At 69.5% G+C, this 13,012-nt stretch carries 9 protein-coding genes and 3 pseudogenes; 6 read left to right on the top strand and 6 right to left on the bottom strand.

The genetic code is table 11. The features are described 5' to 3' along the window. Window positions 1-6: 6 nt before the first annotated feature. Entirely contained in the window at window positions 7-2,457 is a 2,451-nt protein-coding gene (locus VMR06_RS00765; protein WP_325371981.1) for a delta-60 repeat domain-containing protein, read from the bottom strand. Window positions 2,458-2,641: 184 nt separating this feature from the next. On the opposite strand from VMR06_RS00765, the gene VMR06_RS00770 reads away from it, so the two are divergent. Then, window positions 2,642-3,193 (top strand): ECF-type sigma factor, encoded by a 552-nt coding sequence (locus tag VMR06_RS00770; protein ID WP_325371983.1) that lies wholly within the window; start codon window positions 2,642-2,644, stop codon window positions 3,191-3,193. Between the two features lie 72 nt (window positions 3,194-3,265). Continuing rightward, entirely contained in the window at window positions 3,266-5,680 is a 2,415-nt protein-coding gene (locus tag VMR06_RS00775) for a serine/threonine-protein kinase (RefSeq protein ID WP_325371985.1), read from the top strand. A gap of 179 nt (window positions 5,681-5,859) precedes the next feature. On the opposite strand, the gene VMR06_RS00780 is transcribed toward VMR06_RS00775, so the two are convergent. Together VMR06_RS00780 and VMR06_RS00785 are read right to left on the bottom strand one after the other, a co-directional pair. Then, window positions 5,860-6,150, bottom strand: a complete 291-nt coding sequence (locus VMR06_RS00780; RefSeq protein ID WP_325371987.1) for a hypothetical protein — start codon at window positions 6,148-6,150, stop codon at window positions 5,860-5,862. 189 nt (window positions 6,151-6,339) lie between these two features. After that, window positions 6,340-7,113, bottom strand: coding sequence for an SDR family oxidoreductase (locus tag VMR06_RS00785; protein ID WP_325371989.1), 774 nt, complete (start codon window positions 7,111-7,113; stop codon window positions 6,340-6,342). 120 nt (window positions 7,114-7,233) lie between these two features. Here VMR06_RS00785 and VMR06_RS00790 point away from each other — a divergent pair, with 120 nt between their 5' ends. Continuing rightward, on the top strand, window positions 7,234-8,184 hold the full coding sequence (locus tag VMR06_RS00790) for an AraC family transcriptional regulator (RefSeq protein ID WP_325371991.1): 951 nt from the start codon (window positions 7,234-7,236) through the stop codon (window positions 8,182-8,184). 56 nt (window positions 8,185-8,240) lie between these two features. After that, window positions 8,241-9,527 (top strand): phosphoribosylamine--glycine ligase, encoded by a 1,287-nt coding sequence (gene purD, locus VMR06_RS00795; RefSeq protein WP_325371993.1) that lies wholly within the window; start codon window positions 8,241-8,243, stop codon window positions 9,525-9,527. A 68-nt stretch (window positions 9,528-9,595) separates the two neighbouring features. Here purD and VMR06_RS00800 read toward each other — a convergent pair. The 3 genes and pseudogenes from VMR06_RS00800 to VMR06_RS18240 all read right to left on the bottom strand — a co-directional run bounded on the left by VMR06_RS00800 (window position 9,596) and on the right by VMR06_RS18240 (window position 12,651). After that, window positions 9,596-10,713: pseudogene (locus VMR06_RS00800) on the bottom strand (IS3 family transposase). A 793-nt stretch (window positions 10,714-11,506) separates the two neighbouring features. Continuing rightward, window positions 11,507-12,361, bottom strand: a complete 855-nt coding sequence (locus VMR06_RS00805) for an IS3 family transposase (protein WP_349255292.1) — start codon at window positions 12,359-12,361, stop codon at window positions 11,507-11,509. Window positions 12,362-12,378: 17 nt separating this feature from the next. Further along, a complete protein-coding gene (locus tag VMR06_RS18240) occupies window positions 12,379-12,651 on the bottom strand; it encodes a transposase (protein WP_349255294.1) in 273 nt (90 codons plus the stop codon). A gap of 63 nt (window positions 12,652-12,714) precedes the next feature. Here VMR06_RS18240 and VMR06_RS00810 point away from each other — a divergent pair. Together VMR06_RS00810 and VMR06_RS00815 are read left to right on the top strand one after the other, a co-directional pair. Then, window positions 12,715-12,801: pseudogene (locus tag VMR06_RS00810) on the top strand (IS3 family transposase); the annotation flags it as partial. A 27-nt stretch (window positions 12,802-12,828) separates the two neighbouring features. Beyond that, window positions 12,829-12,924: pseudogene (locus VMR06_RS00815) on the top strand (integrase core domain-containing protein); the annotation flags it as partial. Between the last annotated feature and the right edge of the window lie 88 nt (window positions 12,925-13,012).

Consider the following 13,012-nt stretch of genomic DNA (forward strand, 5'->3'; position numbering starts at 1 on the left):
CAGCCATCAGTCGAAATCGTGGCGGACAATCCGATCGGGCCGGAACAACCGCACCGTGGTCTCGACCAGGCCGGCCGCGCCGTTGCCGACGCCGCCGCTGGTGCGGCCCTGCACGCGCAGGAAGTAGGACTGGCCGACCGGCGCGCGGAACCCCGGCAGCGCCCAGCCGCCGGCGACGCGCTGCATCGGGCCGAGCGCGCTGTAGCTGGCGCCACTGGTCGAGATCGCCAGCTGCGGCGCGCCGCTCAACTCCGGGCTCGCGCCGCCGCGCACCCAGCGTACGGCGCCGTTGTCGACGCCGAGCCGCTGCCAGGCCGCCGTGCGCTGTCCGGCACGCACGATCCGTCGCGTGCCGGTCGCGGTGAAGACGTCGAAGGCGAGCTTCCCGTCCGGCAGGATCGCCAGCGCGCCGGATTCGGCGGACGGCGTGGCCGCGGCGAAGCCGGGGTCGAGACTGCCATCGCCGCGCAGTACCGCAACGTCGATCACACCGCTCTGTCCGCTCGGCCGGAAGCGGCCGGCAACCGCGACGCGGCCGTCGGCCTGCAACGCGATCGAGCTGACGTAGGCGGTGGTGTCATCGGCGATCGCCGGCACGAAACCGGCGTCGAGGCTGCCGTCGGCACGTAGCCGCGCCACGCGGGCGCGCGGCTGGCCGTCGATGCGCGAGAAATCGCCGGCCACGATCAGCGCGCCGTCGGGCGTGGCGACGACGGCGGTCACCGTGCCCTCGCCGACCTGCGGCGCGAACGCGGTATCGAGCGTGCCGTCGGCGTGCACGCGCGCCAGGCCGCTGCGCGGCTGGCCGTCGATCGCGTCGAAGAAGCCGGCGACGACGATGCGGCCGTCGGGCTGTTCGGCCGCCGTCAGCACCGCGCCGTCCGCCTGCGGTGCGAAGCCGGCGATCAGACCGCCGCTGGCCGCGAACCGCGCCAGGCCACGGCGCGGATGGCCAGCCGCCTCGGTGAACCCGCCGACCGCGAGCAGGCCGCCGTCGGCGAGCGGCACGCCGGCCGCGACATCGCCGCCGAGCGCGCAACCGCTGAAGCCGGCGTCGAGACTGCCGTCGTCGCGCAGCCGCGCCAGGCGCAGGCAGTCCTGGCCGCCGATCACCATGAAGCTGCCGAGGATGCGCGTCGCGGCGGCGTCGACGATCAGGCTGACCACGGCTTTCTCGATGTCCGGCCGGTAGGCCAGATCCGGCGCGCCGTCGACGCCGATCCGCGCCGGCATGCCGATCGACTGACCGGCGTAGGCGCGCGGACCGCTGACCAGCAGGCGCCGGTCCGGCATCGGCGCGATCGCGAACACGCCCTGATCGATCGCGACCGTCAGGTCGTCGTCGAGCACGCCGGCCGGATACAGGCGCGCCAGCCGCGAGCGCGTCCAGGGACCGAACTGCCCGAACGGCCCGCCGACCAGCAGCTGGCCGTCGGCGAGCTCGGCCAGCAGGGTCACATTGTTGCCGGGCTGCGGCCGGAAGTCGGCGTCGACGCTGCCGTCGACGGCGAGCCGCGCCACGCGCGTGCGCGCCTGGCCGTCGACGTGGTCGAAGCTGCCGCCGAGCAGCAGCCGGCCGTCGGCCTGCATCGCCAGTGCCAGCACGGCCGCGTCGGTGTCGCGACGGAACGCCGGATCGACCGACCCGTCGGCGCGCAGCCGCGCCAGGGATCGCCGCGCGACGCCGTCGATCGTCGTGAACACGCCGCCGGCGTAGATCAGGCCTTCGGCGGTGATCGCCAGTGCCTGCACGCTGCCGTCGGCCTGCGCGTCGAACGCCGCATCGCGGCGCCCGTCGGCGCGCAGCCGCGCCAGCGCGCGATGCGCCTGGCCGTCGATCGTCGTGAACGCGCCGCCGATCAGCAGCGCGCCGTCGGCCTGCGGCACGGCCGCGAAGACGAAGCCGTCGGCCGCGGTCGTGAACGTCGCATCGCGCATGCCGGCCGCGGTCAGTCGCGCCAGGCGGCCCTGCGGTATGCCGTCGATGCGCGTGAAATGGCCGCCGATCAGCAGGCGGCCGTCGGCCTGGCGGTGGATCGTGCGGACCGTGTCGTCGGCCTGCGGCGCGAACGCCGGGTCGAGCGCGCCGTCGGCGGACAGCCGCGCGATGCGGCCGCGCGCAACGCCGCCGATCGACGTGAAGCTGCCGCCGATCAGCAGATGGCCGTCCGGCTCGACCGCGATCGCATGGACGCGTCCGGCATCGATGCCGGCCGAGAACGTCGTATCGATGCGGCCGTCGGCATGCAGACGCGCGAGGCCGACCGCGGCCACGCCGTCGACGACCGTGAAGTCGCCGCCGATCAGCACGCGGCCGTCGGCGAGCTGCACCGCGGTGCGGACCTCGCCGTTGGGATCGGGCTTGAAGCCGACGATCTGTGCGGCAGCCGGCGGCGCGGCGAGCGCGGCCGCTGCCAGGATCGCCGGCAGGCGGGCAAAGAGACGTGGAATGTTCATGTACAGGGAACCTCTCGGGGTGCTGACGCCGAGGGTGCCGACGTCGAGGATGCCGGCCTCGTAGGTACCTGGACCCGTGATCGCCCGCTCATCCCCGGAAACCCGCAATCGCGCGCCGTCCCGCCAGAACGCCCAGACCGGCGTCAGCCGCCTACAATCGGGCGCTGCCGCCGGAGGCCCGCCGATGACCGACATCACGCTGCTGCTCGCGCAGGCCCGCGCCGGCGACGACCGCGCCTGGGATCGCGCGGTCGGGCTGGTCTACGAGGATCTCAAGCGCATCGCACGCGGCCTGCTCGGCGGCCGCGGCAGCGCCACGCTCAACGCGACCCAGCTCGTGCACGAAGGCTATCTGCGCCTGGCGCGCGGCGGCGCCGAGGGCATCGTCGACCGCGGGCATTTCCTCGCGCTGGCCGCGCGCGCGATGCGCCAGCTGATGCTCAACCATGCGCGCGACCGCCTCGCGCTCAAGCGCGGCGGCGGCGCCTCGCACGTCGACGCCGACGCGCACGCCGATGCGATCGCCGAGGAAGCCCGCGGCCTGATCGAGCTCGATTCGGCGCTGATGCGGCTGGAGGACGACGACCCGCGCTGCGTGCGCATCGTCGAATGCCGGATCTTCGCCGGCATGACCGAGCAGGAGACCGCCGACGCGCTCGAGCTGCCGCTGCGCACCAGCCAGCGGCTATGGCTGGACGCGCGGCGGCGTCTGGCGGCCTTGCTCGATGACGCCTGAGCGGCGCATTGGCGGACCGGACCGGCGGACCGGGTTAGCGTCGATGCCCCTGTCCCGGCCGGCCCATCTGCGATGACGCGACGCGCGCGCGACCTGCTCGAACCCGGCGCCCTGCTCGGCGGTGCGCTCGCGCGCGACCTGCTCGAGCGCGGCGGCATCGCCGCAGCGCCGCCGGGTACGCGCCTGGGCGCGTACCGCATCGTGCGCGAGCTCGGCCGCGGCGGCATGGGCGTGGTCCATCTGGCCGAGCGCGCCGACGGCGAGTTCGCGCAGCAGGTCGCGCTCAAATGCCTGGCCGAACACGGCAGCGCAAGCGAGCTGTTCCGGCGCGAACGGCAGATCCTGGCCGGTCTGCGCCACCCGAACATCGCGCGCCTGCTCGACGGCGGCAGCGAGGCCGGCGGTCTGCTCTGGTTCGCGATGGAATGGGTCGAGGGCGAGCGCATCGACCGCCATTGCCGCCGCCATGCCCTGCCGCTCGATGCGCGGCTGCGGCTGTGGCTCGGCGTCGCCGAGGCCGTGCAGTTCGCGCATGCGCGGCTGCTGATCCATCGCGACATCAAGCCCGGCAATGTGCTGGTCGATGCCGACGGCCGGCCGCGCCTGCTCGATTTCGGCATCGCCGCGCTGCTCGGCGATGGCGACAGCCCGCGCGCGTATTCGCCCGGCCATGCCAGCCCGGAGCAGCTGGCCGGTGCCGACGTCGGCACTGCCTCGGACCAGTACCAGCTCGGCCTGCTGCTGGCCGGGCTGCTCGCGCACGACGGCGACGAGGAGGCGGCGCGTACCGGTGCCGACCATGCGCCCGCGCAGCCGGACCCGTCGCCGACGGTCCCGCGACGCGAGCGCTGGATCGCGATGCCGGCGGTACGCCGGCGCGAGCTGGCCGCCGTGCTCGATCGTGCCTGCGCCGAGGATCCGGCCGCGCGCTACGGCTCGGTCGCGCAGCTGCGTGCGGACATCGAACGCCTGCTCGAGCGCCGTCCGGTCGAGGCGCTGCGCGGCCGCTGGCCGTATGCGTTCGCCTGTGCATGGCGGCGGCGTCCGGTCTCCGCGGCCGTCGTGACGCTGACCGGCGTCGCGGCGATCGCGCTCGTGCTCGCGTTCAATGCACGACTCGCGCAGCAGCGCGACCTCGCGCGCGCCGAAGCCGCCAAGGTGCGCGCGATCAATGCCTTCGTCAGCGACGACCTGCTCGCCGCCGCCGACCCGTTCGCGGTCAGCCAGCCGGACCTGCGCGTGCGCGAAGCGCTCGACCGCGCGCTGGCGCGCGTCGGCACGCGCTTCGCCGACCAGCCGGCGATCGAATCCGAGCTGCGCCGCACGCTCGGCACGACCTACGCCGGCATCGGCGAGCTCGCGCTCGCCGCCGAGCAGTTGGACCGCGCTTATGCACTGCGCCGCCAGCTGGCGCCGGCCGATGATGCCGATGCGGTCGGCATCGTGCTGCAGCAGGCGCGCCGCGACCTGGCCGCCAGCGACTACGCGGCCGCGCAGCACCGGCTGGAGACGCTGATCGGTGTGCTCGAAACCGGCCGCGATGGCGACGACGACGCGCTGATCGCTGCGCGCATCGCCCTGCTCGACACGCTGAGCCAGGCCGGCCGGCTCGGCGAAGCCGAAGCGCTCGATGCCGATCTGACGCGGTCGCTGCAGGCACGACGCGACGACGACGCGCTGAAACTGGACCATGCCGATACGCGCGGCCATCTGTGGCTGCTGCAGGGTCACGCCGGACGCGCCGCCGCGCTGTTCGACGCCACGGCCGCACGTCGCGCCGCACGCGACGGCGACGACGACTACCGCCGCCTGCGCAGTCTCGAGGGCAAGGCGCGCGCACTGCGCGACGGCGGCCGCCAGACCGAGGCGGCCGAGGTTCTGCGTGATCTGCATGCACGGCGCCTGGCCATCTTCGGCCCCGAGCATCCGGAAACGCTGCGCAACCACAACGAACTGGCCGTCGCGCTGAGCCAGAGCGGCGATCGCGCCGCCGCGATCGCGATCTGGACCGGTGACCTCGCGATCAAGCAGCGCCGGCTCGGCCCCGGCCACGCGAGCACGCTGAGCACGCGCTACAACCTCGCCAACGAGCTGCTCGCGAGCCGCCGCTACGCCGACGCCGAGACCGCGTTCCGTGCGCTGCTCGAAGCCGAACGCACTGCCCGCGGCGCCGGCGACCCCGGTGCCTGGATCACCCAGATGAGCCTGGCCAATGCGATCGGCCGGCAGGACCGGCCCGCCGAGGCGCTCGCCCTGCTCGACGCCCTGCTCGACGATCCGGCTGCGCTGGCCGGCCGGCCCGAACGTGCGATCGCCCTGGTCTACCGCAGCCGCACGCTGGCCGCGCTCGGACGCCGTGATGCGGCGCTCGACGACGCGCGCGCCGCTATTGCGTCATTCGAGGCGACCGTCGGGCCCGACCACCGGCGCACCGTGCAGGCGCGCGAGTGGCTGGCGTCGCTGGATGCGCCTGCGAAGTCCGATTAAGCGTGGCGGCCTCGTCGGCACCCGCATGACGTTCCGATGCGCCGCGGCCCTGCCCGGCTGACCGATTACTCGGGCAGCGTCGGCCCGGAAGAATGATCGGGCCGACCAACATGAAGCTGAAACAGAATCAACAGCCGGTAGGACACCGAGTCCTCACGGCACCTGGCCGGGCTGTTCCGTCACTCGACCGAGCGCGGTAGCGGCGTATCGATCTGACCGATCGCGCGAATCGCCCGTCTGCGAACGAACCACGCCGCCGCGGCCGGCACGCCGAACAGCACCAGGTGGATGCCGAGTTCCTCAGCGAGCGAGTAGCCGTGCGAGAGGCCGATCGCGAGATTGATCGCGCAGGCCAGCAGCCAGACGCCGATGAAGACCAGCGCGACCTGCGGGCGGCGCGGCGGGCGGCTGAGTGCGGTCATCAGCGCCAGCACGACCAGGCCGATCAGGATCAGGACGAGCGTCCGCATGGCGTGTCTTCCTTCGCGGGCTGGGTGGAGCGGCGATCGGCGCTTGCGCGGAACGCCCGTCATCGGCTGCTGCGCGGTCCGGAGCTTTCGATCGCCGGCACCGGCATGTCGGGTTGGCGATGCCGGCGCGGTGACTCCAGCGCACGCGGGCGTGGCGCGGGGACACGCCACGCCCCGGGCTTCGGCGCGTCAGCGCGTCGTGTAGCCGCCGTTGGCGAAGATGGTCTGGCCGGTGATCCACCAGCCCTCGGTCACCAGGAAGCGCACGATCGGCGCGATATCCTCGATGTCGGTCAGGCCCTTCCTCGAGTACTTGCTGAGCGCCGCGGCCGAGCTGTGATAGGCCACCGCCTCGGCGCTCTCCTGGCCGTAGAAGAACGACGTGTCCATCGGACCCGGGCCGATCGCGTTGACCGAGATGCCGCGCTCGCCGAACTCCTTGGACGCCGCGCGCGTGTAGTGCTCGACCGGCGCCTTGCTGCCCGGGTAGACCGCGTAGTACGGCGTATAGGCGGCCAGCAGCGAGCTGACCAGCGTGACGATGTTGCCGCCGTCGGCGAGCGTGCGGCCGGCCTGCTGGATGAAGAAGAACGCCGCCTTCGAGTTGGCCGCGAAGCTGCGCTCGTAGTCGTCCTCGGTGACCTCGAGGATCGGCTTCTTGATGACCAGGCCCACCGTGTTGATCGCGATGTCGATGCGGCCGAAGCGGTTCCGGGTCTCGTCGAACAGACGCACGCAGTTGTCGACGACCGACAGGTCGCCCTGGATCGCGAACGCCTCGGCACCGCGCTCCTTGAGGTCGGCGACGGTGCGCTCGGCGTCGCCGCGCGAGGCGTCGCTGTGATAGTGCACGGCGATGCCGCGCGCACCGCCCTCGACGAACTGGCGTGCGATCAGCGCGCCGAGGTTCTTGGCGCCGCCGGCGATGACGGCGATCTTGCCGTTGAGACTATGGTCGGACATGGGGGACTCCTTGCAGGGGGAGGCTGCCGGCCGGCGCGAATGTGTCATTTGGCAACACGCCCGCAGGGGCGCGGCAGATCGTCGCTAAGATGCCCTCATCCGGCCTGGCGTGCTTTCATCGTGCCCGCACGACTATCAAATTCTCCGCATCCGGACGAGGACGGCTGGCTCACCGAGCGCACGCCGGCCACGGCCGCGCTCTTCAGCGTCCTCGCCGAGCGCCACTGGCCCGGCCTCGGCTTCCTGCTCTGCTGTGAGGACATCCGCCAGCCGACGACCTGGTCGATCGGCCAGCCGCGGCACACGCTGATCGTCCACCTCGGCGGCGCGATGCGCGCGCTGGACACGCGGATCGAAGGCATCGGCGCCACGCGCGAACCGCCCTCGCCCGGCGACATCTGGCTGGTGCCGGCCGGCGGCCGCTATCTCGGACAGGCGCGCGGCCAGGTCATCCGCTATGCGGAGCTGCGCATCGATCCGGACGCCGTCGCCGAGCTGCCGGGCGAGCGCACCGGCACGCTCGACGCGCTGCGGCCATGCATGGCGCATCGCGACGAATTTCTCTACTACACGGTCGCGCAGATGGCGCGCCTGGCCACCGCCGAGGACGACCTCGCCGCGATGATGGCCGAACGGCTGCAGTGGGTGCTGCGCCAGCATCTGTTCCGCGACTACCGCCTCGGCGGCGATGTGCGCAGCGAGCCGGTGCGGCGCGCCACGCTCGACGCGGGCACCGCGCAACGCATCGCCGATCACATCGATGGCATGCTCGACCGGCGCATCACGCTGGCCGATCTGGCCGCGATCGCGCAGCTCAGCGTGCATCAGCTGCTGATCGCGTTCCGCGCGCATTTCGGCCTGACGCCGGCGCAGTACGTGCTGTCACAGCGTCTGCGCCGCGCGCGCTGGCTGCTGCTGAACACCGGCCGGGAGATCGGCGAGATCGCGCTGACGACCGGCTTCGCGAGCCACAGCCACCTCAGCGCCGCGTTCAAGCGGCAGGCCGGCATCAGCCCGCGCCAGTTCCGAGAAGGCCTGCGCACGCTGCCGCTCGGCCGCAGCGGGGGCTGAAAGCGCGCCGCCGCGGTTGGTACCATGCACGCCCTTTTTCCGGCGGGACGGCGACCATGAAGGTACTGGTGATCGGTTCGGGCGGGCGCGAGCACGCGCTGGCCTGGCGGCTCAAGCAGTCGCCGCGCGTCGGCGAGGTGATCGTCGCGCCCGGCAATCCCGGCACCGCGCGCGAGCCCGGCATCCGCAACGCCGCCGTCGCCGCGACCGATCTGGAAGGCCTGCTGCGGCTGGCCCAGGACGAGGCCGTCGCGCTGACCGTGGTCGGCCCCGAGGCGCCGCTGGTCGCCGGCATCGTCGACCGCTTCGCGAAGGCCGGCCTGCGCTGCTTCGGTCCCGGACGCATTGCCGCCCAGCTCGAGGGCTCCAAGGCGTTCACGAAGGACTTCCTGTTCCGCCACAACATCCCGACCGCGCGCTACGCGGTCTTCACCGAGCTCGCCCCCGCGCTGGCCTACGTGCGCCAGCACGGCGCGCCGATCGTGATCAAGGCCGACGGCCTGGCCGCCGGCAAGGGCGTCGTCGTCGCGCTGACCCTCGGCGATGCCGAGCAGGCGCTGCACGACATGCTCGGCGCGCACGCGCTCGGCGAGGCCTCCGCGCGCGTCGTGATCGAGGAATTCCTGGACGGCGAGGAAGCCAGCTACATCGTCATCGCCGACGGCCGGCATGCCTTGCCGATGGCGACCAGCCAGGACCACAAGCGCGTCGGCGAGGCCGATACCGGCCCGAATACCGGCGGCATGGGCGCCTACTCGCCGGCACCGGTGGTCACGCCCGAGGTCGAGCGGCGCATCCTGGACGAGGTGATCGGTCCCACGCTGGCCGGCATGGCGGCCGAAGGCGCGCCGTTCACCGGCTTTCTCTATGCCGGACTGATGATCGACCGCAGCGGCGCGCCGAAGGTCATCGAGTTCAACGTGCGCTTCGGCGATCCGGAAACCCAGCCGATCATGCTGCGCCTGAAGTCCGACCTCGCCGAGCTGATCGAGGCCGCGCTCGACGGCCGGCTCGACCAGACCCGGGCCGACTGGGACCCGCGCCCGGCGATCGGCGTGGTCTACGCCGCGCACGGCTATCCCGGCAAGGTCCGCAGCGGCGATCCGATCCGCGGCCTCGACGGCGATCTCGGCCCGGACGTCAAGGTGTTCCACGCCGGCACGCGCGAGGATGCCGGCCGCGTCATCACCGCCGGCGGCCGCGTGCTGACGGTCTGCGCGATCGGCCAGGACATCGCCGCCGCCCGCACCCGCGCCTACGCGGCGATCGAGAAGATCGGCTTCGACGGCGGCTTCTATCGGCGCGACATCGCGCACCGGGCGATCGGGCGCGGCGGCGGCTGAATGGTGGTGCCGGCGGCTGACGGCGTAGCGAGCGCGGGCGCTCCGGTCCCCGCGACGTCCCCCCGCTTTCAGTAGCGGTCTGATCTGGAGTCCGGGTTCACTGTAGCCGACTCGGCCAGCTGTTTGGCGTAGGCCGCTGGCGTCAGGCCGCCCAGTGCGTTCTTGGGCCGCTCCTCGTTGTACTCGCGGCGCCAGGTTTCGATCACCGTGCGCGCATGGAGCACGTTGGTGAACAGGTGCTCGTTGAGGCATTCATCGCGCAGTCGGCCGTTAAACGATTCGACGTAGGCGTTCTGGTTCGGCTTGCCCGGCTCGATCAGCCGCAGCTGGACGCCACGGGCGTGTGCCCAGGTGACCATCGCCTTTCCGCAGAACTCCTTGCCGTTGTCAGTCCTGATGACCTTCGGCAGCCCTCGGCTGAGCGCAAGCCGATCCAGGACACGGCACACGCCCTGTCCGGAGATCGCCCGTTCGACCTCGATCGCCACCGGCTCATGCGTGGCATCATCGACGATCACCAGGCACTTGATCACCTGGTCCTCGGCCGTCCGGTCGAATACGAAGTCCATCGACCAGACCTCCTTGGCCCGGATCGGCCGCAGCAACGGCTGCCGCTCGCCCACCGGCACCTTCTTGCGTCTGCGACGGCGCACCTGCAGCCGCTCTTCCCGATACTGCCGCTCAACACGCTTGTAGTTCACGAGCTGCCCTTCCTGGCGAAGCTTGAGGTAGATCATCCCGACTCCATAGCGCTTGTGCCGCTGCGCCAGCGCCACGATGCGCGCCCGAAGCTCCACGTTCCGGTCCGGGCATGGTGCATAGCGCAGCGCGCTGGCGCTCATCCGCACCACCGCCAGCGCCCGTCGCTCGCTCAAACCCCTGTCTACCATGTAGCGCACCTGCTCCCGACGAGCCGGTGCGCTCACCACTTTTTTCGCAGGACGTCCTTGATGACCTAGTTCTCAAGCACCTGCTCGGCCAGGAGCTTCTTCAGCCGCGTGTTCTCGGTCTCGAGCTCCCTGAGGCGCTTGGCGTCGGGCACGCTCATGCCGCCGAACTTGCTCCGCCACAGGTAGTACGACGCCTCGCCGAAGCCGTGTTTGCGGCACAGCTCCTTGACCGGCAGCCCCGCCTCGACCTCACGCAGGAAGCCGATGATCTGTTCCTCGGAAAAGCGCTTCTTCACGTCCAATCTCCTTCTCGTTGGGGATTGGACTCCAAATCGCTGCGCTACTCAAAAGCAGGGGGACGTCGCTCAGAACAGTATTTGAAAGGAGGTAAGTTTTATCAAGAATCAGAAAGCCCAAGTATTGCAAAAGCGTTGACCACAGATATCCTGACCTGGCCTTCACCGACATAGTTTGGAATTACTTGCCTTTCCTTCTCAAATGGGGAATACCAAACGATTTTATCGAATAAATCAGAAAAAGCCTGCTTCTCTAGCGAAGAGAATTTAGACTTGTCTGTGCAGAAATTGTATTCCTTCTCATAATTTTCGCAAAAATCCGCGACATCAATACCCCCCCCTTACATAGCTCTGCATTAGCCCCATCAACTTTTCCGCAGGCTCGCTCATAATTACCTCCCACTCTTGTATAGCACATGCCTGATTTGCCCACTCGGCTCATGGACCAAAACTTCAAGCGTCCCGCTCGACCCGTTCAAGGACGCTCTATTTCTATACATGGACTGGCCTTCGACTGCCTGAGGATCTGCCCCCCTGATCGTCTCTAAATTGCAAGATTAGGTATGTAGCTCCGCGATCCGGAAAGTTGTTACCTAACCGTGTCGGACATATTCAGCGACCCATCAGGCTTAATTGCACGCTGCAACACAGCTGATCTCTCAGCATGAATGGCGGATAGTTTACGCGCCAATCTCGCGTTAGTTATTCTGTTATATACCGGCCCGTCGGGCGGACCCACAAAAGTCGGCATTACTCGAACGGGCTCTATGAATCGCCCCGGGATTCGTAGACACTACGAGCCTGAAAGTCCCGCCTGCCGGTTGAAACCTACCGGAGAGACGCCTCCATTGGAGCCGTGCCGGCATTTGGGGTTGTAGAACATCTCGATGTAGTCGAACACGTCGCTGCGCGCTGCATCACGCGTCAGGTAAGTCCTCCGCTTGATCCGTTCCCGCTTGAGTAGCTGGAAGAAGCTCTCGGCCACTGCATTGTCATGACAATTGCCGCGCCTGCTCATGCTACAGACGATCCCATGGGCCTTCAGGAACGCCTGCCACTGGGCACCGGTGAACTGACTGCCCTGGTCCGAGTGGAGCATCAGGCCGGTTGCCGGCTTGCGCCGCCACACCGCTGCCAGCAGCGCCTGCAGCACCAGATCGGCGTGCATCTGGCCCTGCATCGCCCAGCCCACCGACCTGGCGCGAGTACAGATCCAGCACCACCGCCAGGTATAGCCAGCCCTCGTGCGTGCGGATATAGGTGATGTCGGTGACCCAGTGCGTATTGGCGCGGCCACGTCGAACTGTCGATCCAGATGGTTCGGCGCGACCATCGAGACCCGGCCAGCGCGAGGCCGCGGACGACGCCCGTAACCCACTTGCGCCCGCAAGCCTTCGCTCTTCATCAGTCGTGCCACGCGATGCTTGCCGCAGCGTTCGCCCAGATCGCGCAGGTCATCGGTGACCTTGCGGTAGCCGTACACCGTGCCGCTCTCCAGCCACACCTGCTTGATCATCCCGAGAAGACGTTGATCCTCGCGATGGCGCTCGCTGTGCGGCCGCTGCCGCCACGCATAGAACCCGCTGCGCTGCACACCCAGCACACGACACATGCGGGTCACGCGGAACTCGTCGAGATGCGCCTGCATGAACGCGTACTTCGCCCTTACCCTTTGGCAAAGTACGCTGCGGCCTTTTTTAGGATGTCGCGCTCCTCGGTCACACGCTTGAGCTCGGCCTGCAGACGACGGTTCTCCGCCGCCAACGAAGCATCCGCCTGGCGCATGGCCGGCACCTTGCGTTGCTCCCTCACCCACGCGTACAGCGAGTCAATGCTGACCCCCAGCCGGTTCGAGACCTCCCGTACCGAACGACCCTGATCGATCACCCGCTTGGCCGCCTCGGCCTTGAACTCATCCGAATACCGCTTGCTGCTCATGCACACCTCCGTCGTTGCCGTAATGTACGGCTTGGAGATGGCTACTGAAGCCGGGGCGATTCATACATCGAGGTCTTCTACAATCGAACCCGCCGTCACAGCCATCTGGGCGGCATCAGTCCCGAGGCCTTCGAACAGGCCGCGGCGTGAGGCTGGGAAGTGTCTTAAAACTCGGGACAGTCCAGTTTCGTCGAAAGCTTCAACGGCAAACTGCGCGACGAGCTGCTCAATCGCGAATGGTTCCGCAGTCGCACCGAAGCGAAGGTGCTGATTGCGCCGTCCGGCGCGTCGCAGCCGCAGGTAACGTCGGCGTTGTCGGCAGCGGACGAATACGCTGCACACACAAAACCAGCTTGACCTT

It is taken from the genome of Dokdonella sp. (assembly GCF_035511235.1).
Classification (GTDB): Bacteria; Pseudomonadota; Gammaproteobacteria; order Xanthomonadales; family Rhodanobacteraceae; genus Dokdonella.